This is a genomic window from Capnocytophaga sp. oral taxon 332 str. F0381, assembly GCF_000318275.2.
GTDB lineage: Bacteria > Bacteroidota > Bacteroidia > Flavobacteriales > Flavobacteriaceae > Capnocytophaga > Capnocytophaga bilenii.
Genome location: NZ_KB291294.1, coordinates 23,343 through 44,206, shown reverse-complemented (window position 1 = coordinate 44,206; position 20,864 = coordinate 23,343). Strand labels below are relative to the sequence as shown.

At 40.5% G+C, this 20,864-nt stretch carries 26 protein-coding genes; 2 read left to right on the top strand and 24 right to left on the bottom strand.

The window, feature by feature from the left end:
• Nucleotides 1-4: 4 nt before the first annotated feature.
• The 24 genes from rpsH to HMPREF9075_RS04615 form a co-directional block, all read right to left on the bottom strand.
• Nucleotides 5-406 (bottom strand): 30S ribosomal protein S8, encoded by a 402-nt coding sequence (gene rpsH, locus HMPREF9075_RS04730; protein ID WP_009415357.1) that lies wholly within the window; start codon nucleotides 404-406, stop codon nucleotides 5-7.
• A 20-nt stretch (nucleotides 407-426) separates the two neighbouring features.
• Nucleotides 427-696: a 30S ribosomal protein S14 gene (rpsN, locus tag HMPREF9075_RS04725; protein ID WP_009415356.1), complete on the bottom strand. Its 270-nt coding sequence runs from the start codon at nucleotides 694-696 to the stop codon at nucleotides 427-429.
• Between the two features lie 4 nt (nucleotides 697-700).
• Nucleotides 701-1,252 (bottom strand): 50S ribosomal protein L5, encoded by a 552-nt coding sequence (gene rplE, locus HMPREF9075_RS04720; RefSeq protein ID WP_009415355.1) that lies wholly within the window; start codon nucleotides 1,250-1,252, stop codon nucleotides 701-703.
• Between the two features lies 1 nt (nucleotide 1,253).
• Entirely contained in the window at nucleotides 1,254-1,565 is a 312-nt protein-coding gene (gene rplX / locus HMPREF9075_RS04715) for a 50S ribosomal protein L24 (protein WP_009415354.1), read from the bottom strand.
• A gap of 19 nt (nucleotides 1,566-1,584) precedes the next feature.
• A complete protein-coding gene (rplN, locus tag HMPREF9075_RS04710) occupies nucleotides 1,585-1,953 on the bottom strand; it encodes a 50S ribosomal protein L14 (protein ID WP_002675043.1) in 369 nt (122 codons plus the stop codon).
• A gap of 2 nt (nucleotides 1,954-1,955) precedes the next feature.
• The gene (gene rpsQ, locus HMPREF9075_RS04705) at nucleotides 1,956-2,213 is read right to left on the bottom strand and encodes a 30S ribosomal protein S17 (RefSeq protein WP_002675041.1); all 258 of its coding nucleotides are present in this window, start codon (nucleotides 2,211-2,213) and stop codon (nucleotides 1,956-1,958) included.
• A gap of 17 nt (nucleotides 2,214-2,230) precedes the next feature.
• The gene (rpmC, locus tag HMPREF9075_RS04700) at nucleotides 2,231-2,422 is read right to left on the bottom strand and encodes a 50S ribosomal protein L29 (RefSeq protein ID WP_009415353.1); all 192 of its coding nucleotides are present in this window, start codon (nucleotides 2,420-2,422) and stop codon (nucleotides 2,231-2,233) included.
• Nucleotides 2,423-2,433: 11 nt separating this feature from the next.
• Entirely contained in the window at nucleotides 2,434-2,856 is a 423-nt protein-coding gene (gene rplP / locus HMPREF9075_RS04695) for a 50S ribosomal protein L16 (RefSeq protein WP_009415352.1), read from the bottom strand.
• A gap of 19 nt (nucleotides 2,857-2,875) precedes the next feature.
• Complete coding sequence (rpsC, locus tag HMPREF9075_RS04690) at nucleotides 2,876-3,622, bottom strand: 30S ribosomal protein S3 (protein WP_009415351.1); 747 nt, start codon at nucleotides 3,620-3,622, stop codon at nucleotides 2,876-2,878.
• 8 nt (nucleotides 3,623-3,630) lie between these two features.
• The gene (gene rplV / locus HMPREF9075_RS04685; RefSeq protein WP_009415350.1) at nucleotides 3,631-4,041 is read right to left on the bottom strand and encodes a 50S ribosomal protein L22; all 411 of its coding nucleotides are present in this window, start codon (nucleotides 4,039-4,041) and stop codon (nucleotides 3,631-3,633) included.
• A gap of 8 nt (nucleotides 4,042-4,049) precedes the next feature.
• The gene (gene rpsS / locus HMPREF9075_RS04680; RefSeq protein ID WP_009415349.1) at nucleotides 4,050-4,328 is read right to left on the bottom strand and encodes a 30S ribosomal protein S19; all 279 of its coding nucleotides are present in this window, start codon (nucleotides 4,326-4,328) and stop codon (nucleotides 4,050-4,052) included.
• Between the two features lie 11 nt (nucleotides 4,329-4,339).
• Nucleotides 4,340-5,167 carry a 50S ribosomal protein L2 gene (gene rplB, locus HMPREF9075_RS04675; RefSeq protein ID WP_009415348.1) on the bottom strand — a complete coding sequence of 276 codons (828 nt, stop codon included), beginning with the start codon at nucleotides 5,165-5,167 and terminating at the stop codon, nucleotides 4,340-4,342.
• A 22-nt stretch (nucleotides 5,168-5,189) separates the two neighbouring features.
• Entirely contained in the window at nucleotides 5,190-5,477 is a 288-nt protein-coding gene (rplW, locus tag HMPREF9075_RS04670) for a 50S ribosomal protein L23 (protein WP_009415347.1), read from the bottom strand.
• Nucleotides 5,478-5,485: 8 nt separating this feature from the next.
• Nucleotides 5,486-6,115, bottom strand: a complete 630-nt coding sequence (gene rplD / locus HMPREF9075_RS04665; RefSeq protein WP_009415346.1) for a 50S ribosomal protein L4 — start codon at nucleotides 6,113-6,115, stop codon at nucleotides 5,486-5,488.
• Nucleotides 6,115-6,732, bottom strand: coding sequence for a 50S ribosomal protein L3 (gene rplC / locus HMPREF9075_RS04660; protein WP_009415345.1), 618 nt, complete (start codon nucleotides 6,730-6,732; stop codon nucleotides 6,115-6,117). The genes rplD and rplC overlap by 1 nt, the downstream gene beginning before the upstream one ends.
• A 176-nt stretch (nucleotides 6,733-6,908) precedes the next feature.
• Nucleotides 6,909-7,226, bottom strand: coding sequence for a 30S ribosomal protein S10 (rpsJ, locus tag HMPREF9075_RS04655; protein WP_009415344.1), 318 nt, complete (start codon nucleotides 7,224-7,226; stop codon nucleotides 6,909-6,911).
• Nucleotides 7,227-7,241: 15 nt separating this feature from the next.
• Nucleotides 7,242-9,362 (bottom strand): elongation factor G, encoded by a 2,121-nt coding sequence (gene fusA, locus HMPREF9075_RS04650; RefSeq protein WP_009415343.1) that lies wholly within the window; start codon nucleotides 9,360-9,362, stop codon nucleotides 7,242-7,244.
• 8 nt (nucleotides 9,363-9,370) lie between these two features.
• Nucleotides 9,371-9,847 (bottom strand): 30S ribosomal protein S7, encoded by a 477-nt coding sequence (gene rpsG, locus HMPREF9075_RS04645; RefSeq protein ID WP_009415342.1) that lies wholly within the window; start codon nucleotides 9,845-9,847, stop codon nucleotides 9,371-9,373.
• 32 nt (nucleotides 9,848-9,879) lie between these two features.
• Nucleotides 9,880-10,293 carry a 30S ribosomal protein S12 gene (rpsL, locus tag HMPREF9075_RS04640; RefSeq protein ID WP_002679283.1) on the bottom strand — a complete coding sequence of 138 codons (414 nt, stop codon included), beginning with the start codon at nucleotides 10,291-10,293 and terminating at the stop codon, nucleotides 9,880-9,882.
• Between the two features lie 359 nt (nucleotides 10,294-10,652).
• A complete protein-coding gene (locus tag HMPREF9075_RS04635) occupies nucleotides 10,653-12,320 on the bottom strand; it encodes a nuclease domain-containing protein (RefSeq protein WP_009415341.1) in 1,668 nt (555 codons plus the stop codon).
• Nucleotides 12,313-14,790 (bottom strand): hypothetical protein, encoded by a 2,478-nt coding sequence (locus HMPREF9075_RS04630; RefSeq protein ID WP_009415340.1) that lies wholly within the window; start codon nucleotides 14,788-14,790, stop codon nucleotides 12,313-12,315. The genes HMPREF9075_RS04635 and HMPREF9075_RS04630 overlap by 8 nt, the downstream gene beginning before the upstream one ends.
• Nucleotides 14,791-14,843: 53 nt before the next feature.
• Nucleotides 14,844-15,587 (bottom strand): YggS family pyridoxal phosphate-dependent enzyme, encoded by a 744-nt coding sequence (locus HMPREF9075_RS04625; protein ID WP_009415339.1) that lies wholly within the window; start codon nucleotides 15,585-15,587, stop codon nucleotides 14,844-14,846.
• A gap of 93 nt (nucleotides 15,588-15,680) precedes the next feature.
• Nucleotides 15,681-17,141: a bifunctional ADP-dependent NAD(P)H-hydrate dehydratase/NAD(P)H-hydrate epimerase gene (locus HMPREF9075_RS04620; RefSeq protein ID WP_009415338.1), complete on the bottom strand. Its 1,461-nt coding sequence runs from the start codon at nucleotides 17,139-17,141 to the stop codon at nucleotides 15,681-15,683.
• A gap of 6 nt (nucleotides 17,142-17,147) precedes the next feature.
• Nucleotides 17,148-18,131 carry a gliding motility-associated lipoprotein GldB gene (locus tag HMPREF9075_RS04615; RefSeq protein ID WP_009415337.1) on the bottom strand — a complete coding sequence of 328 codons (984 nt, stop codon included), beginning with the start codon at nucleotides 18,129-18,131 and terminating at the stop codon, nucleotides 17,148-17,150.
• Nucleotides 18,132-18,358: 227 nt separating this feature from the next.
• Here HMPREF9075_RS04615 and HMPREF9075_RS04610 point away from each other — a divergent pair, with 227 nt between their 5' ends.
• A complete protein-coding gene (locus tag HMPREF9075_RS04610) occupies nucleotides 18,359-19,033 on the top strand; it encodes an outer membrane beta-barrel protein (protein ID WP_009415336.1) in 675 nt (224 codons plus the stop codon).
• A 20-nt stretch (nucleotides 19,034-19,053) separates the two neighbouring features.
• Nucleotides 19,054-20,823 carry an aminopeptidase P family protein gene (locus HMPREF9075_RS04605; RefSeq protein ID WP_009415335.1) on the top strand — a complete coding sequence of 590 codons (1,770 nt, stop codon included), beginning with the start codon at nucleotides 19,054-19,056 and terminating at the stop codon, nucleotides 20,821-20,823.
• The last annotated feature ends 41 nt before the right edge of the window (nucleotides 20,824-20,864 follow it).

The window sequence follows — 20,864 nt, the reverse complement described above, 5'->3', positions numbered from 1 at the left end:
TTGATTAGTAAACGTAACAAATTACTTCCCCTCCTATGTTTAGCTCACGAGCCTTTTTACCTGTCATCACGCCTTGTGATGTCGAGATAATAGCAATACCCAAGCCATTCAATACACGTGGAAGATTATCAGCCCCAGCATACTTTCTAAGTCCTGGACGGCTCGCTCTTTCTATATGCCTAATAACTGGTTCTTTAGTAACCTTATCGTATTTCAAAGCTATTTTGATGGTACCTTGCACAGTACTCTCATCATCAAATTTATAGCTAAGTATATACCCTTGGTCAAAAAGAATCTTTGTAATTTCCTTCTTCAATTTCGATGCAGGAATCTCCACTATTCTATGACCAGCGCTATTAGCATTTCTAATTCTTGTTAAATAATCTGCGATAGGATCTGTATACATAATTCTGTCCTTTTAATTAATTACCAACTTGCTTTCTTTACTCCAGGAATTAATCCCTTGTTTGCCATTTCGCGGAATAATACACGTGAAATTCCAAAAGTACGCATATACCCTTTAGGACGCCCTGTAAGTTTGCAACGGTTGTGCAAGCGTACAGGCGAAGCATTTTTAGGAAGCTTTTGTAGTGCTTCATAATCCCCAGCCTCTTTCAATGCTTTGCGTTTCGCAGCATATTTTGCCACCAATCTTTGTCTTTTCACCTCGCGGGCTTTCATTGATTCTTTAGCCATATACTTAGTTCTTTTTAAAAGGTAATCCTAATTCGCTCAATAATGATTTCGCTTCCTTGTCAGTATGCGCCGATGTTACAAACGTAATATCCATACCCGCTATCCTATTGATCTTGTCAATATCTATTTCAGGAAAAATAATCTGTTCCGTAACACCCAAATTATAGTTTCCACGACCGTCAAAACCATCAGCCTTTACCCCTTGAAAATCCCTTACTCGTGGTAATGCCGCTGTAATCAAACGATCCAAAAACTCATACATACGCTCCCCGCGCAATGTAACCTTAGCTCCAATAGCCATTCCCTTACGCAATTTGAAAGACGCAACGTCCTTCTTAGAGTAAGTAGCTATCGCTTTCTGTCCTGTAATCTTCGTAAGCTCATCAATAGCATAATCTATTTGCTTCTTATCAGCCACTGCCGAACCCACTCCACGGCTCACCACTATTTTTTCAAGCTTTGGAACCTGCATTACATTCTTGTAGCCAAATTCTTCCTTTAGAGCCGCCACTATGCGCTCTTTGTATTCTTGTTTTAATCTAGGTACGTAAGCCATATTATATTACTACATTAGATTTTTTAGAAACTCTCACTTTCTTACCTTCTCTTAGTTCATAACCCACACGAGTCGCTTTTTTCGTCTTAGGGTCTATAAGCGCAAGGTTCGATACGTGAATAGATGCCTCTTTTTTCACTATGCCTCCTTGAGGGTTTTGAGCACTAGGTTTCGTGTGTTTGCTCGCCAAATTAAGTCCCTCAACAATCGCTCTGTTTTTCTCACGATCCACACGTAACACCTTGCCTTCTTTACCTTTTTCGTCTCCAGCAATAACTCTTACGGTATCACCTTTTTTAATTTTTACTTTCATCAACTTTGCAATTTAAATATTAAAGTACTTCAGGCGCCAACGAAACAATCTTCATAAATTGCTTATCGCGAAGCTCCCTTGCTACAGGCCCAAATACACGGGTACCCCTCATCTCTCCTGCCGCATTCAATAGAACACAAGCATTCTCATCAAAACGGATATAAGAACCATCAGCACGGCGTACCTCTTTCTTAGTCCTTACTACCACTGCGGTCGATACCTGCCCCTTCTTTACGTTACCGTTAGGGGTAGCCTCTTTCACAGTTACCACAATCTTATCACCTACTGAAGCGTAACGTCTCTTGGTACCGCCAAGTACTCGTATCGTTAAAACCTCTTTTGCCCCAGTATTGTCAGCTACTTTTAGTCTCGATTCTTGTTGTACCATAATTACTTAGCTCTTTCAATGATTTCTACTAATCTCCAACATTTGGTCTTGCTCAATGGGCGTGTTTCCATTATGCGCACTGTATCTCCAATGTTGCAATCGTTCTTCTCATCGTGTGCTACATATTTCTTTGTGCGCAACACGAATTTACCATACATAGGGTGTTTTACACGTTTTACTTCCGATACAACGATAGATTTATCCATTTTGTTGCTCGTAACAACTCCTATCCTTTCTTTTCTTAAATTTCTTTTTTCCATAAGGTAACTCTCCAGAATTATTGTAATTCTCTTTTAGTTAACTCGCTATACAATCTCGCTACCGTTCTCCTCAAAGTACGTAACTGTATAGGTTTCTCTATTGAAGAAATTGCGTGCTGTAGTTTTAGTTCAGCATACGTTTTCTTATACTCACCAAGCTTATCTTGTAGCTCGGCAACTGTCAATTTACTAATTTCAGACTGCTTCATCGCTCTTTGAATTAATTTTGTTGATAATCACGCGCTACTACAAGCTTCGTCCTCACAGGCAATTTCTGTGCAGCCAAGCGCAACGCTTCCTTAGCTACCTCCATAGGCACTCCACCTACTTCAAACAATATTCTACCTGGTTTCACTACAGCTGCCCAATATTCTACAGCTCCTTTCCCTTTACCCATACGCACTTCCAAAGGCTTCTTGGTAATAGGTTTATCCGGAAAAATCTTTATCCATAACTGCCCCTCACGTTTCATATAACGAGTCGCAGCCACACGAGCCGACTCTATTTGGCGCGAAGTGATAAATGCAGAATCCAAAGATTTGATACCGAACATACCATTTGAAAGCAAAGTACCTCTATGAGCCACCCCTTTCATTCTACCTTTCTGTTGTTTGCGATATTTCGTTCTTTTAGGTTGTAACATCTCTTTTTCTCTTTATTAATTACTTTTTACGACGCGCCTTCTTGGGTGCTCCACCTGCAGGCTTGTCACTATTCTTACCCGAGAAACCACTACCACCTACATTCTTTTTGCTCATTCCCACAAGCGGTGATAAATCTCTCTTACCGTAAACTTCGCCCTTCATAATCCACACCTTAATACCCATACGTCCATAGGTAGTATGTGCTTCTCCAATAGCGTAGTCTATATCAGCCCTGAAAGTAGATAGAGGAATACGTCCCTCTTTGAAACTTTCAGAACGTGCCATTTCAGCACCATTCAAGCGTCCCGAAATCATCACTTTTATACCCTCAGCATTCATTCTCATAGCCGAAGCAATCGCCATCTTAATCGCACGTTTGTAAGAAACACGACCCTCTATTTGATGTGCAATACTTGCCGCTACCAACGCCGCATCCAATTCAGGGCGTTTAATTTCAAAAATGTTTATCTGAACATCCTTTCCAGTGATTTTCTTCAACTCTTCTTTCAGTTTATCTACCTCTTGCCCGCCTTTACCTATAATGATACCAGGACGTGCCGTAGTGATAGTTACCGTTACAAGATTGAATGTGCGTTCTATTATTACGTGAGCTACACTAGCTTTTGATAAACGAGTTTGAACATATTTTCTGATTTTGTCGTCTTCAGCTAGTTTGTCTCCGTAGTCATTGCCACCATACCAGCTAGACTCCCATCCTCTGATAATGCCAAGGCGATTCCCGATTGGATTTGTTTTTTGTCCCATAGTTTATCTTAGCTTTCTGTATTATTGTTTTTAGCCCCTAACACGATTGTTACGTGGTTAGAACGTTTTCTAATTCTGTGTGCTCTCCCTTGCGGTGCAGGACGCAATCTCTTCAATATAGCGCCTCCATCCACTCTTATCTCCTTAACAAAAAGTCCTGCCGATTCTACATCTCCATCAGCATTCTTAGCTTGCCAGTTCGCTATTGCCGATAACAACAACTTTTCCAAACGTGCAGCTGCTTCTTTTTGATTAAATTTCAAAATAGCAAGGGCTTTATCCACTTGTACACCACGTACCAAATCCGCTACCAAACGCATCTTGCGTGGCGAAGTAGGGCAGTTATTCAACTTCGCAAATGCCAAGCCTTTTTTAGCTTCTTTTATCTCGTCTGCTCTTAATTTTTTTCTAACTCCCATAGCCTTTATTATTTTTTACCTTTATTTTTCGCCCCAGCGTGTCCCCTAAAAGAACGCGTTGGTGAAAATTCTCCTAATTTATGTCCCACCATATTTTCTGTAATATATACAGGAACAAACTGACGACCATTGTGCACAGCTATAGTCTGACCCACAAAATCAGGCGTAATCATCGAAGCGCGTGACCACGTCTTTATTACCGTCTTTTTACCAGACGCTATATTCTGTTGAATCTTCTTTTCTAAGCTATAGTGAACGTAAGGTCCTTTTTTTAATGAACGTGCCATCTCTTAGTCTCTTATTTTTTTCTGCGTTCTACAATATACTTATTACTTGCCTTCGTCTTAGAGCGTGTCCTGTAACCCTTAGCTGGGATACCTTTACGCGAACGTGGGTGTCCACCTGTAGCACGACCTTCACCACCACCCATTGGGTGATCAACAGGGTTCATAACTACTGCACGCGTACGAGGACGGCGACCTAACCAGCGAGAACGTCCCGCTTTACCAGACAATACCAATTGGTGGTCTGAATTCGATACAGCTCCAATCGTTGCTAAACACGTAAGCAAAATCATACGCGTCTCTCCTGAAGGCAACTTTACTGTCGCATACTTCCCATCTTTTGCCATCAATTGTGCAAAAGTACCAGCAGAACGAGCTATATTAGCCCCCTGCCCAGGACGCAATTCAATACAAGAAATTACAGTACCCAGCGGAATTTGTGAAAGTGGCATCGCATTCCCTATCTCAGGAGCTACATTCTCTTGCCCCGAAACAATCACTTGGTCAACCTTCAATCCAGCAGGAGCGATAATATAACGCTTCTCACCATCATTATATTGCACCAAAGCGATAAATGCAGTTCTATTAGGGTCATACTCTATAGAAACCACTTTTGCACCTTCCCCAAATCGATTCCTCTTGAAATCAATAATACGGTACTTCTTTTTGTGACCACCACCTATGTAACGCATGGTCATCTTTCCTTGATTGTTTCTACCTCCGGTCTTTTTCAACGGAACAAGCAAACTCTTTTCCGGCTTATCAGTAGTAATGGTGTCAAATTCGTTTACTACTCTAAAACGCTGACCAGGGGTAATCGGTTTTAATTTTCTAACTGACATCTTCGTCTATTTGTTAAACACTTTATATATTACTATAAAAATCTATAGTCCCTTCTTCAAGCTGTACTACTGCCTTCTTCACTGCATTAGTCTTGCCCACTTGCAAGCCCGTCTTAGTATAACGCGTAGTACGCTTTGGCCCGTAGTTAAGCGTACGAACCTCTTTCACTTTAACGCCATAAGCAGCTTCAACCTCGTTCTTAATCTGTATCTTATTAGCGCTCTTCGCTACTTCAAAGGTATAGCAGCTTCTTTCTTCGCTATCCTTATTCGTCTTTTCTGTACTTACAGGTTTTATTAATACGCCCATTGTTCTTCTTATTTTGTTAAAATTGACTCTAATACTGCCACCGAACTCTCTGTAAGAACCACCTTAGCCGCATTCACTACTTGGTAAGTATTTAATTCCGAAGCAGTTACCACTTGTGAGTTCTCTACGTTACGAGATGACAAATATACGTTATTATTTACTTCTGGCAACACAAATAACGATTTTTTTTCTGATAGCCCCAAAGCATTTACCACCGCAGTAAAATCTTTAGTCTTAGGAGCCGCAAAACTCAAATCCTCTACTACTACCAACGCTTGGTCTTTCACCTTAGCACTCAATGCCGAACGGCGTGCCAAACGTTTTACATTCTTAGTAAGCGTTTGTGTGTAATCCTTAGGACGAGGACCAAATATACGACCTCCGCCCACAAATACAGGCGATTTTACACTACCTGCACGAGCTGTACCTGTACCCTTTTGCTTTTTAATTTTACGAGTACTACCCGCTACCTCATTTCTCTCTTTAGCCTTGTGAGTACCTTGACGCTTGTTTGCCAAGTAACGTTTCACGTCCAAGTATACCACGTGATTATTAGGCTCTATACCAAAAACAGCGTCCGAAAGCGTTACCTTTCTACCTGTCTCTTTACCTTCTTTATTTAATACTGCTACTTCCATTATTTGTGAATAGTTACGTAAGCGTTTTTGTGACCCGGAATACATCCTTTTACTACCAATAGGTTCTTTTCAGCTACCACCTTCAAAACCTTTAAGTTTTGCACTGTTACATTCTCTGCACCCATTCTTCCAGCCATACGCATACCCTTAAATACACGTGATGGATATGACGATGCTCCTACTGAACCTGGCGCTCTTAGTCGATTGTGCTGCCCGTGAGTAGTCTGTCCTACCCCTCCAAAACCGTGACGGCGTACAACCCCTTGAAAACCTTTACCTTTTGAGATACCTGTAACATCTACAAACTCCCCTTCGGCAAAATAAGCCACAGTGATTACATCACCCAACTTGTAGTTATTGTCAAAACCTTTAAATTCAACGAGTTTTCGCTTCGCAGACGTGCCCGCCTTCTTAAAGTGACCAAGCTCCGCTTGATTCGCACGCTTATCTGCTTTGTCATCGAAACCCAATTGAAGTGCCTCATAGCCATCTACTTCTTTGGTTCTGACTTGGGTAACTACGCAAGGACCTACCTCTATGATGGTACATGGTATATTTTTACCATTCTCATCAAAAATGCTGGTCATTCCTACTTTCTTTCCAATTAACCCAGACATAAAATTAAATATTAATTAAATTAGTTATTATTCTCTCGTTACAATTAATAATTCACAATAAATCATTAATCATTATAAATGGTTCAGGGTCAAAAAAATGCCTTAGGCTTTTTAACCCTGAATCATTTTTTTTCCGTTTTTCCCTAACCCGCAGTTTCGGGACATTTTAAGTATCGTTAAGCCAACACTTTGATTACGATATCTACACCACTTGGCAATTCAAGCTTCATAAGCGCATCTACTGTCTTTGCCGATGCACCGTAGATTTCCAATAAACGCTTGTGCGAACTTAGCTGAAATTGCTCACGTGCCTTTTTGTTTACGTGAGGCGAACGCAACACAGTAAAGATTTTTTTGTGTGTAGGCAATGGAATAGGACCCACTACCGCTGCACCTGCAGCCTTCACTGTTTTTACAATCTTTTCAGCCGATTTATCTACCAAGTTATGGTCGTATGACTTTAACTTTATTCTTATTTTTTGTTGATTGCTCATCTGATTACCAATTTTTTAATTGCCTCTTGCGGCTTTTATTACTTCATCTGCAATGTTACTTGGAGTCTCTGCATAGTGTGAAAACTCCATTGTTGAAGTTGCACGTCCTGATGAAAGCGTACGAAGCGCTGTTACATAACCAAACATTTCTGATAGTGGCACAAACGCTTTGATAACTTTAGCTCCATTACGGTCGTCCATATTGTTCACTTGTCCACGACGACGGTTCAAGTCACCCACTATATCACCCATATTTTCTTCTGGAGTAATTACTTCCAATTTCATTATAGGCTCCATTAGTACCGCTTTCGCTGCGCGTGCTGCCTCTTTGTATCCCAATTTAGCAGCCAACTCAAATGACAATGAATCAGAGTCTACAGGGTGGAATGAACCATCTATAAGAACGATCTTCATCGCATCCATCTCAAATCCTGCCAACGGACCATTTTTCATAGCCTCTTTGAAACCTTTTTCTACTGAAGGAATATACTCCTTAGGAATGTTACCACCTTTTATCTCATTGATGAATTCCAATCCCACTTTGCCTTCCTCAGCTGGCTCCATACGGAATACGATGTCAGCAAATTTACCACGACCACCAGTTTGTTTCTTATAAACCTCACGGTGATCTGCCTTGCCTGTAATCGCCTCTTTGTACTCTACTTGTGGCTGACCTTGGTTTACTTCCACCTTAAACTCACGTTTCAAGCGGTCTACAATGATATCCAAGTGCAACTCACCCATACCCGAGATGATAGTCTGTCCAGAAGCTTGGTCTGTTTTCACTTGGAAGGTAGGGTCTTCTTCAGCCAATTTAGCCAATGCCATACCTAGTTTATCAACGTCTGCTTTTGTTTTAGGCTCTACTGCAATACCAATCACAGGATCTGGGAATACCATACTTTCAAGTACAATAGGATATTTCTCATCACAAAGTGTATCACCTGTTTTGATATCTTTAAAACCTACTGCAGCCCCTATATCACCTGCTTCAATGTATTCAATAGGGTTTTGCTTGTTAGCGTGCATTTGGTAGATACGCGAAATACGTTCTTTGTTACCAGAACGAGTGTTCAATACATAAGAACCCGCATCCAAGTGTCCTGAGTAAGCACGGAAGAATGCCAAGCGTCCTACATAAGGGTCAGTAGCAATCTTAAACGCCAATGCTGCAAAAGGAGCATCTACTGCTGGTTTGCGCAATGCTACTTCACCTGTATCAGGATTAGTACCTTCAATAGCCTCTTTGTCAAGTGGTGAAGGCAAGTAGCGGCATACAGCATCAAGCATAAATTGTACCCCTTTGTTTTTGAAAGATGAACCACACACCATTGGGATAATTGCCATATCCATTACAGCAGCACGCAATGCTTTGTGTATCTCTTCTTCTGTGATAGAGTTTTCATCTTCCATAAATTTCTCAAGAAGACCTTCGTCATAACCAGCAACCTCTTCAATAAGTTGAGCGCGGTATTTAGCTACATCTTCTTTCATTTCTGCAGGTATTTCCACTACGTCAAAAGTAGAACCTGAGTTTTCTTCGTGCCATACAATAGCACGGTTTTTAATCAAATCTACAACACCTTTAAAGTCTGCTTCATCACCAATAGGCAACACGATAGGCACCGCGTTTGATTTTAGCATATCTTTCACTTGGTTGCAAACATTTAGGAAGTTAGCTCCTTGTCTATCCATTTTGTTTACAAAACCAATACGAGGCACTTTGTAGTTGTCTGCCAAACGCCAGTTAGTTTCAGATTGTGGTTCTACACCATCAACTGCCGAAAACAAGAATACCAATCCGTCCAATACACGTAGTGAGCGGTTCACCTCTACTGTAAAGTCCACGTGACCGGGAGTATCTATAATGTTGAAGTGATACTCCTTAGCATCAGCTGTAGGTTTTCCATTTTCGGTAGGAAAATTCCATTTACAAGTAGTCGCTGCCGATTGGATAGTAATACCGCGTTCTGCTTCTTGCTCCATCCAGTCCATAGTAGAAGCTCCATCGTGCACTTCCCCTATTTTGTGCGTTTTACCTGTATAAAATAGAATACGCTCTGTAGTAGTCGTTTTACCAGCATCAATGTGTGCTGCAATACCTATGTTTCTTGTATATTTTAAATCTCTACTCATTGTTTTAATTAAAATCTAAAGTGTGAGAAGGCTTTGTTAGCCTCAGCCATACGATGTGTATCCATTTTCTTCTTTACAGCTGCACCTTCCTCTTTTGAAGCCGAAATAATCTCAGCAGCCAATTTCTGTGCCATAGATTTTTCATTGCGCTTACGTGCATATCCAATGAGCCATTTCATTGCCATAGACACTTTGCGGTCTGGGCGAATTTGCATAGGTATTTGGTAAGTAGCTCCACCCACACGGCGTGAGCGTACTTCCACGTGAGGCATTACGTTGCTTAGCGCATCTTTCCATACCTCCAACGCCGATTTTTCATCGTTATTTTTCTTTTGTTCTACAATATCAAGTGCATCGTAGAATACTTTAAAAGCCACTGATTTCTTACCATCCCACATCAAGTTGTTCACAAAACGCGTTACCAACTGGTCGTTAAACTTCGGATCTGGTAAAAGTGGGCGCTTTTTAGCCTGTCTTTTTCTCATTTCTTTTTAGTTAAAAGATTTTGTGTGTTAAATTACTTTTTCTTACCTTTAGCTGGTGCTGCAGCGGCTTGTCCTGGTTTAGGGCGTTTTGCACCGTATTTAGAGCGGCGTTGCGTACGTCCTGCTACTCCCGCAGTATCTAGCGCCCCGCGCACTATGTGGTATCTAACACCTGGTAAATCTTTTACCCTTCCGCCTCGTACCAATACTATCGAGTGCTCTTGGAGGTTGTGTCCTTCACCAGGGATGTATGCGTTCACCTCATTGCCATTAGTCAAACGTACACGCGCTACTTTACGCATTGCAGAGTTCGGCTTCTTAGGCGTTGTGGTATATACACGAGTACATACGCCTCTACGTTGTGGGCACGAATCCAAAGCCACCGATTTACTCTTCTTGGTAATTCTGGTTCTTCCTTTTCGTACTAATTGTGAAATTGTTGGCATAATTTACAATACTATATATTAATTTTATTTGTTTACTTGCCTTTTTAGCATATCCCCCTGCCCCTATCGCAGTTCTATATGCTGATTTTCAGACTGCAAAAGTAATACTTTTTTTTGAATTACAAAAAACTTATGCAGCTTTATTTATTTACCCCTTCAGACTCTATAACAGATACTATTTTATAACAAAATCATAACTTGTTTATTATCAGTGCTTTATATAATAATCGCCTTTATATCGCATTTTAGAAGCTTTATACAGTTTGTTACAAATATCACAAAATAATTTTCTGCAAGCACATATATTTTGTACATACCATATAGCTATCATTCCTTCATCGTAAGCTATTATGAGGGAATTACTTCATTTGTACAAACTCTAAATGCAAGTTTTCGCGCAAAATATTGTGTATACACGCCCTAAGCTCTTCTTCCACCATAGGTTTAGAGGCTATAAGCCCTATATTAGGTTCGTAATAAGGGTGTTCCACTACTTTTTCACCTTGTGTATCAGGAAAGAGGGCGTACAATCCGCTTATTTTTCGGTTTCTGCTGCCATAAATACCCGTGCGTACCAAATATTTCTTCTCCAAGCTGGGCAAGTGTATGGTTCGCACATTCTTTAGTATAGAGTATTTAGCATCAAAAAGGTAATACTTGTGCTTGTGCTGCTCTTTGTTGATAATCTCTATGATAAAATCAGGCTGATAAAAATCGTCCTTGTCTTTATCTATGCGTCTCAATAAGGTGTCGTTATAGCCCACGCCCTCGCCGTAATACTTGTGGTCGTAATACAAATTAACCTCAAAGTCATCGTTGGTAAAAGCCATTTTTTCAATCACGGGCTCTTCTTTTTTCCAAACGCTATCAACTCTAAAAAGTGGCAGTTTAAGGCTTGCCTTAATAGTATCTATTATTTGGAAGAGGTTGTAAAGCTCGTACAGCTTGCTCAGCTTGCTAATATTTAGCAGTTTAGATTGTCCTATGGCTACCGATTTGTAATTACCCACATTTTTGATGAGCTCATAGGCACGCTTGTAATGGGGCTTCTGGCTGAAGATAGAGGTAAGCACAGGCTTTTCTATCTTGGGCGATACGTTGGCAAAAATACTGCTATAGCGGCGTTCAAGCACTCGCACCTTGCGTTCCACCGCCATAGCCTCATCCAGCAATCTGATGAAAGGCAAGCGGCGAAGGTCTTTAAAGTCCACGTATTTATCAGCATCAAAACTCGTATTCCTGATATTAGATTTTATTTCTATATCTCTCTTTAGTGCCTTTAGCCTTTTGATGATGATAAAAAAAGCACCCATTATCACTTGGTTTTCATAGGTATTGAAATCTTTGGTTTCCACTTCTGTACTGATGTTATCTATCAGCCCATAGCGGTCTTTTATTTGTATAGCCTTGTAGTGCCCCTTATAAGATTCGTCAAATTGTATTTCGTCCAAGTTGTTGAGTATCCATTGTATAGCGTTAGGGCTCATTTTATTAGAGTTGAAAGGGAGCATTGTATTCTTCTTGCGAAGTACAAAGTGGGGTTGTTTTTCAAAATAAGGCAACAACTTTTCCAAAACGCTTACAAACGTGTTTACAAAGGAGAAAAAATTAGTGATTTGGGTAATTTCACTTTGCTTTTGGCGTACTTCTATATTGCTGTTCTTGGCGTAAAAGGCATCTAAAAATCGCTCTTCTTTGCGCCATAGGTAGGCAAAAAGATCTTCTATTTCCGAGAGTTTCAATTTCCCTATACGTACGTTTATTGCAAAAGTATTCCCATCAATAAGGAGGGTTATACCACCAAAAAAATCTTCAAAATATCTATTTTCAGCAAATATAAAGGTATTGTCTTCCATACGTAGGTAGGCAGAAGGTATAGGGGTACCTTCCACACTCGCCTGTATGGGTTTTATCTCATTGGGCAGGTAGTGCAGTTCGTAGAGTCCTAATTCAAGAACGTTGAAGACTCCCTCTTCGGGCAACACTTCGCGTTTGCCGTCATTATGAGTTTCAAAAATCCTAAGCATACGATAAGGTTAAGAAGTAACTGTAGTTACCTCCTAATATTTCATTATTTTCGCCTATTTCTATAATTTTATCCAATATCTTTTCAGATACTCTTAGCCTGTTCTCACTAAAAATACGTGAAAGCCTATCTATATGAGCTTTTTGGTTCTCGCCTTGTACGTTTATCATTGGCAAGAGGCGTTGCGCAATAGCATAGTCCAGCAATATGTTTTCGTTTAGGTCATCTATGTATTTAGACATATTGCAATAACGCTTAATCCCCAACTCTACCCTATAACTTATAGGAAGGCGTAGCTTTTTAAATACTTCTTTTATCTCGCGGAATATTTCAGTATTTTCATCACTGAAAGAAATATCAAGGTTAGGAGCGGTTTGAAAATCCAACAGCTGGAAAAAAGCAATGCACTTTTCAAACGAAATTTTCAGCGTTTCTACTTCTTCTTTGGTAATGAAACTCACCGAGTGATTCATTTCGGGCAGCTGTATGATATTAGTACGGTCTATCACACGGGGCGAGAGGGCTTCAGTGGTATAGTCGTAATTGATAGTAGCTATAAATCGCAAGTTGTTAGCATACTGCAGCGTATGGTTGTTGCCCAATTGTATAGAAAGACAATGGTCTTGCTGTGCATATGAGTCCGTAAGATTGTAGAAGTTAGACCAATAGTGCTCTATAGGGCTCAAGTTAGCTTCATCCAAGATGATGTATGCCAATGGCGATGCCAGATAGGTATTGTTTTCTACCTCGTAGTTCAGCTGTTGCAAGAGCTCATACACCCCAGTAGGGGCTGAATGGAACTTATTAGTAAGTGGGTTCTGAAAACCTATAAGGTCTTTTGGGGACGACCAGCCTCTGCTTACCGATACTTCGGTTACACGCTCCTTGGGGGCTAATATTTGGGTAAGCAAGCGCGCAAGGCTCGTTTTGCCCGTACCGGGTAACCCCGCAAGAATAGTGAGTGTATTTTGGTGAATCGCTATAAGGAGGTTATCCACAAAATGACTGTCAAAATTACGCCCGTTTTTGCCGAGTATTTCTTTTATTTTATCGCGGTATTCTTGGTATTCTTGGTATTGGTCAGTTACCGAAAAATTGATAAATGTAGGTTGTTGTTCTTCCTGTAGGTCAGCAAGTTCTTTACCGCTAAAAATATCAAAGTATTTTTTGTTGCGAATGATATTCAGCAGCTCTTGGTAGCTATCTTTTTGCGTTTTTTTGTTTTGTTGTTGCAGGCTATTAACAATTACTGTAAGGTCTTCTTTTTCTTGGCGTAGTTGTACAAGGGTTTGTTCCTCTTCTTTTATTTCCTCTTTTACTTGTTGCCTAATAGCTTCTCGGTTTTCGCGTAAGTCTTTGAGTTCTTGGGCTATAATTTCTTCCTGTTCAGCTATTTTCTTTTGGGTTTCTTCCTTTAGGTTCGCCACGCGTTCCTCCATCTCTACAATATCATTTTGCAGTTTTTCCAATTGTTTTTGCTTGTTACCGATATTGTTTTTCAGGTTCGTTTCTTGTTCTTCTAATTGCTCTATAGCTTTGTCTATATTTACTTTTTGAGGGAAAAGATTGCTAAGTTTATAATCAGCGATAAGTTTTTCATTAGCTTTTTCTAATAAATCGTATACGCGTTTGTTATCTTTTATGTAGTTTTTTATTTCTTTAGCATTACGTACCTCGTCTATCAAATTGAGAAATTGTTGCATCTGTTCAGGGTTCAACAATTCAGGAGAATTGCTCACTCGGCTTACAAATTCGTTTAGTATTTCTTTATCATCTTTAAAATCTATTTCTTGTATAAAATCAAGCCTATTAAAGCCCACCACGTGCAACTTGCGATTGATATTGTAATGCAAGAACTCCACATAAGTATTATTAGTAATACGGTATTCACCAAAAGAAAAATCTTTGCGCAAATATTTTTGTATAGAAAAACAATTCGCTTCTTCTTGTCCTACGATAAGAAAAGGACCTATAATTTTACCTTCAGTTTCTACGAATATAGGAGCACTATCTTTGGCATATACATCAGTAAGGAGCGTATTGAGATTAGGCTGTTTGATGCGGATTTTAGCTTCAGCCTCCAAGATGTCAGCTTCTATAATTTCTACAATTTCATTTTTAGAAGTCGGGTTCAGATTGTTAGCAAAAGTTTTGCATTTAGGAGCATTTTCGTCATCAGAATTATTAGCTATAATATTCCCGTAGGTTATTTTTATGACTTGGTATTGATTTTCAAAACGGTCAAATCCCAATTCAGGTTTATTAATATTAAGGTTTACAAGCACCTTATCCATATCGTAGCGGTCTATATTTTGGGCTTTGCCCGCCTTTCTATCCACGTATAGCAAGGGCGTTACAATTTTATCAGGGTGATCTTCATCTTTCACTACCAAAAGGTAGTTTTCCAAAGTAAACCATTTAATGCTGTTTTCGCGATAACTAAAATCGCCTTTAATATCTTCTATTTTCATTTATTTTGATTTTAATAATTTTTATTACATCTCAAGAGGCTATCCAAAAAAAACTAATGCCCAAATTGCCCGTGCGACTCACACCAATAATAACTATCAGGGTAAATGCGTTGTCCAAAGATAGCCGTACCTACGCGCACTATAGTAGCACCCTCTTCAATAGCCGTTTCAAGGTCGTTGCTCATTCCCATTGATAGTTCGTGCGGAGCTACATTAGGCAGTTGTAGTGCAAAAATATCTTGTTGCAAGCGTTTAAGTAGCTGGAAGCAAACACGTACTTTTTCAGTTTCGGCACTAAAAAGCCCAATAGTCATCAGCCCTTTGATGTGCAGCGTAGGCAGCTGGGCTACTTGTTGCACAAGAGTGAGAACCTCATCGGGGTGCGCACCAAATTTGCTTTCTTCGCCAGAAGTGTTCACTTGTATAAAGATGTCCATTTCACGCCCTTCAGCTGCTAACCGAGTATGCAATTTCTGCGCCAAATCCAATCTATCCACAGATTCTACACAAGAAACCTCATAACGAAGTATTTCTTTTATTTTGTTAGTTTGCAGATGTCCAATGAAATGGTTCGTATGAGGAGTATCTTTTAAGGCTTCATATTTTTCTTTGAGTTCCTGCACTTTATTTTCGGCAATGAGCGTATTGCCCGCTTTCAGTGCTACTTTGATACGTTCGGGTGTTACCGTTTTAGTCGCAAGAAGCAGTTTTACCTCTTCAGGATTGCGATTAGCACGTTGGCAAGCCGCCGCTATACGTTTTTTAATAACCGCTATATTTTCTAAAATATTTTCCATTTATTTTGATTTTTAAATTTCTAACTTTTTAAATCGTAATTTATTTGATGTATAATTGCATCCCCTCCTCTGCCACACTCTTTGGCATCACCATCAATACAAATCCCTTGCCATAAGTGCATTGTAGCCCTTTTTGAGCGCTGCCTCTTCAGCTTTAGCCCCGTGCTGATATACTCCCAGCAAAGCAGCGTCCAAGGCACTGTAACCTTGGGCTCGTAAGCCCGTAATAATACCTGTAAGCACATCACCACTACCTGCGGTTGCCATTCCCGAATTGCCCGTGCTGTTAATCCAGTAGTGTGAGCCATCAGTAATGATAGTATGAGCCCCCTTGATAACGAGCACTACCCCATATTTAGCCGCAAAGGCTTTAGCTTTAGCAAGTTTCTGATAATCATCTGTCCAATCTCCTATCAGGCGTTGTAGCTCTTTGGGGTGAGGGGTGAGTATCGCCTCCTGTGGCAATTGTGATAACAGCTGGGGGTCAGCGGCAAGTATATTAAGAGCATCGGCATCAATAACAAAAGGCACTTGAGGGTAAGCCTCAAATAGCTTAAAAAGAGCGTGGGCAGTATGCAAGTGAGTACCCCAGCCTACACCCACCGCTATAACCGATGGCGTAAAAGGAATCGTAACCCCGGTAAAATGATGAGGATGACGGCTGGTGAGTACCATAGCTTCTGGGAGGGCTGTTTGCAGAATTTCATAACCACATTGTGGTACTGCTACCGTTAGCAAACCCGCCCCCGAACGCAATACAGCAGTACCGCTGAGTATTACGGCTCCCATTTTGCCATAGCTACCACCTATTAAAAGGGCGTGCCCGTAAGTACCCTTGTGTGAAAATTTAGGGCGACATCTTCTCTGTGGTAAACTATCCTTAGTGAGGTAAGTATAAGTCGTATTTGTTTCAGTGAGGTATTGGGCGTCCAAGCCAATGTCTAAAATAACAAAATCGTGAATGTATTGTCCTGTCTGCGGCAGAAAAAAAGGCAGTTTAGGCGTTTGAAAAGTAAGCACTACGGTAGGCTTCACAAAAGCAGCATTCGGGAAAGGTGGCGCATCGGTGGGGAGACCCGATGGCATATCTACACTGATAATAAAGCGCCCCGAGTTATTAACTTGTTGTATAATAGTTTGTACCCATTGGGGGGCAGGACGGTTGAGCCCTGTGCCAAAGATAGCATCTATAACTACAGGCGAAAGAGTGATGGGGTGTGTAGGAGCTTGGTTAAGGATGGTGAAGGATACCTGTGTTTCTTCCAGTCTTTTTTTATTGATTTTACAATCAGCCGAAAGAGGCGCAAAGGCAAGGAGGTACACCTGCACTTGGTAGTTGTTTTCGCGTAGCAAGCGCGCAAGGGCAAGTCCATCGCCACCGTTATTACCTGCACCTGCAAGTATAGTAATAGGGTCGGATTTACTAACGTATTGGGTAACCCAAGAAAGCAGTTTATAAGCCGCACGTTCCATTAGTTGCCACGAAGTGATATGCTGTTTTTGCGAGGTAAGCGTATCGGCTTGCTTAAGCTGTAGGGGGGTAAGTATTTTCATAACGTGTTATTTTTTAGGTTTATAGAGAGATTTATTAAAAAGTTCTTCGCTGCTAAGAGTGAGCAGCTTCACAAGAGGCGTATCGGGGTTGCGTTCGGCATAAGCTTGCACTATCCGCAAACCTATAAATTTGCCTATTTGCCCAGGCGATTGGCTGTCCAGCTCCAAGTAGAATTTAGAAAAAGGAGCAGGGTAAATAAATCGCAAAAGCAACTTTTTATCCGTTTGGTAAAGCAGTTGTTTTTCTATAAAATAACGCCATATTTCAGGCTCGTTATCTTCAGCCCATTGGTATTTTTCATCGCTGTAACGCAAGAGAGCAGCAAGGTCTTTTTTGGGAAGTAGTTTATGGGCTAAATAGAGTTTTTTGCCTTCGTAAATCATATTGTCCAAGAAAGTGAGGTGAGCACCACGAGGCACAAGTTTGTTAGCAAAAGCATCGGCAACATCTACAGCAAGGTATTTTTTGTCAAGTTCCGTACTGATGTATTGCTGCATATCAGTGTAATAAGGGTGTTTTTCACCTAAATAGTTATCGCTACCAATAAGCAAGAGACTATCGGCATAAATAACCCTCGATTCGTAATCTACCCTGCTAATGAAAGTTACCACACGTGGCGGTTCAAACTTAGGAAAGTAGTATTTCAGATGCTGAAAGAGATTTTTAAGTTCTTTCTTTTGAGCAGAAAAGTCACCTAAATTTTTTTGAATTTCAGAATAAATATCAGAATAATAAAGTTTAAAAGATGGCTGTTCAGGAAAAATAAGTCCGTTACGTATTTGCAACCATTCCTCAGTAGATATGGTCGAGGTAAAAAAATAAGGATACTGCTCACACAGTTTAGCGAACTGGTCATCGGGTGTTTTTACAAAAAGAGAGTCTAACCGTATGACACTGAAGTGCATAGGTATTTGCGCAATTTCCTTTTCTTGCTTACTGGTGCAGGCTACCAACAAACACCATAAGGGTAATATGATTCTTTTTATCATCTTATTATTAATTTTGGCGCAAAGATACAAAAATAATGATTAACTACCACCTCATACCTTGAGCGAAGGAAAGTCGGCGAGCTGGCATAGCCGAGTATGTGACGAAGGTAAGGGGAAGGTAAGGGAAAGATAAGCAAACAATTCATCTCAAGAATTTCACAATTCACAATCCATAATTCAAAATTATTTTGTATCTTTGCAGAGTAATTTTCATAAAACGTATAATTATGAAAGGATTCTTTACAATACTATGTTTATGGGTTGGGCTACACAGCTGGGCTCAGGTAACAATAGGAGTAAAACTGAGTAACCCCCTTAGCAGCACAAGTATAATTACAGTACCCAAAGCTACAGTACCTTATGATATAGAAACCTTTGCCTACTTAGGCGTTTTACAAGGAGGTGCTTTTGTGAGAGTGCCTTTTTCACGGCATTTTACATTTCACGGCGAAACCTTATTCCGCACCGAAAGCGTAAGTTTTAGTCCGCGTGAGGCTAATTGGTTTCCCAGCGAACGCCATCTGTATCTGTTTAAGTATCTAAATATGCCTTTGCTGTTGCAATGCGAAGGTACCAATAAATTTAGAGGCTTTGGGCAGCTGGGCATAGCCCCTAAGTTTTTGGGAGAAGCTATATTGTATGATAAAGAAGAAGATAAAAATTTTGATGTTACAGAACATTTTAACAGAGCTGTATTAGACCTCAATGTAGGAGGAGGTATCTTGTGGGATTTGCCCCGTGTAGTATTTATGATTGACGGTAGACTCTCTGTAAACCTCACCCCTATGGCTTCAAAAAGAAGTATGAAATATTTAGATTTTAGAGAGGCACGAAGTATACACGTAGCCATTTCAGCAAGCGCAGGACTTAAAGTAGGAAAGAGAAATACAAACAACAAATAACCCATAATTAACAATTAATAATGAAAACAGTAGAAAAACTATCGCTTTTGCGTAAGGAAATGAAAGCGCACCAAATTGACGCTTTTATCGTATTCAGTGCCGACCCTCACTTGAGTGAGTACCTGCCTAAAGAATGGCTGGAACGTGCTTGGCTATCAGGATTTACAGGTTCAGCTGGTTTTGTAGTAGTTACGCTAAATAAAGCAGGAGTATGGACTGACTCCCGCTATTTTGTACAAGCAGCTATTGAACTTAAAGACTCTGGCATTACACTTTTCAAAGAGGGCGTAGAAGGTACCCCCGACTATGCCGACTGGCTACTACAGGAGCTCCCCGAAGGTAGCATTGTAGCTCTTAATGCTTTGGCTACTTCACACCTCGCTTTTGAAAAACTACAAAATACACTCAAAACAAAAAAAATACAGCTACAACATCAGCCTCTAATTGATGTTGTTTGGAAAAACCGCGAAAAAGACCCGCTGCACACTATCTTCATACACCCCGATAAATGGGCTGGACAAACAGTTGCCGATAAATTAGCAGCTATACGTAAAGCTATGGCTCAACACAAAGCGGGCTTGCACCTCATCACAGCGCTTGACGATGTGGCTTGGACACTGAACTTGCGCGGTAGCGATGTGAAATTCAACCCTGTATTTTTAGGCTATATTGCTTTAACTGACAAAGATGCTACCTTGTTCGTAGATACTCAAAAGGTTACTCCCGAAGTGGAAGCTCACCTAAAAGCAGCAAACGTGAAAATAGCTCCTTACGATAGTTTCTTTACTTACTTAGCTGGGGTAAAAGGACAAACTATATTGTTGTCACCCAATAGCAATCAAGCTATTTTTGATACAATAGGGACTCACAATACATTAGTACAACTGCCCACACCAGGCAACCTGATGAAAGCCGTAAAAAATGCTACCGAGCTGGAAGGTTTCCGCACAGTAATGGTACGCGATGGGGTGGCTATGGTAAAATTCTTGTATTGGCTAACGCACAATGTAGGCAAAGAACCTATGACCGAATATAGTGTAGGGCTCAAATTACGCGATTTCCGTGCCGAAGGGGCTAACTTTGTAGGTGAAAGTTTTGGTAGTATTATTGGCTATCAGGGCAATGGCGCCATAGTGCATTATTCAGCACCCGAACAAGGCAGTAGTGAGCTGAAAGCTGAAGGTAGTATTTTGGTAGATTCAGGAGGACAATATCTTGAAGGTACTACCGATATTACACGTACAATACCTTTAGGAAAAGTTTCTCAACAATTTATTGACGATGCTACCTTAGTACTAAAAGGTATGATACAGCTGGCAATGGTACAATTCCCTAAAGGCACACGTGGGGTACAATTAGACGCTTATGCTCGTATGGCTCTTTGGAAACGCCATAAAGATTACGGACACGGCACAGGGCACGGGGTAGGTAGCTTTATGAATGTGCACGAAGGACCTCAAAACATTCGTAAAGATATGAACCCACAGGTGCTTTTGGCAGGTATGGTATGCTCTGATGAGCCTGGTTTTTACCTTGAAAACCAATATGGTATTAGGCACGAGAACTTAATAGCAGTACGCGAAGTTGCCCAAAATGAATTTGGTACTTTCTACGACTTCGAAACGCTTACTCTTTGTCCTTTTATGCGTTCAGCTATCAATGTATCATTGCTTACAGATGTGGAAAGAGAATGGCTCAACAATTACCACAAAACTTGCGAAGAAAAATTGGCACCACTATTGGAAGGTGAAGTAAAAGCGTGGTTTTTAGAATTAGTAAAGCCGTTGTAAGCTAATGGGTAGTCGTTAGGCACAAGCCACATTGGCTATTA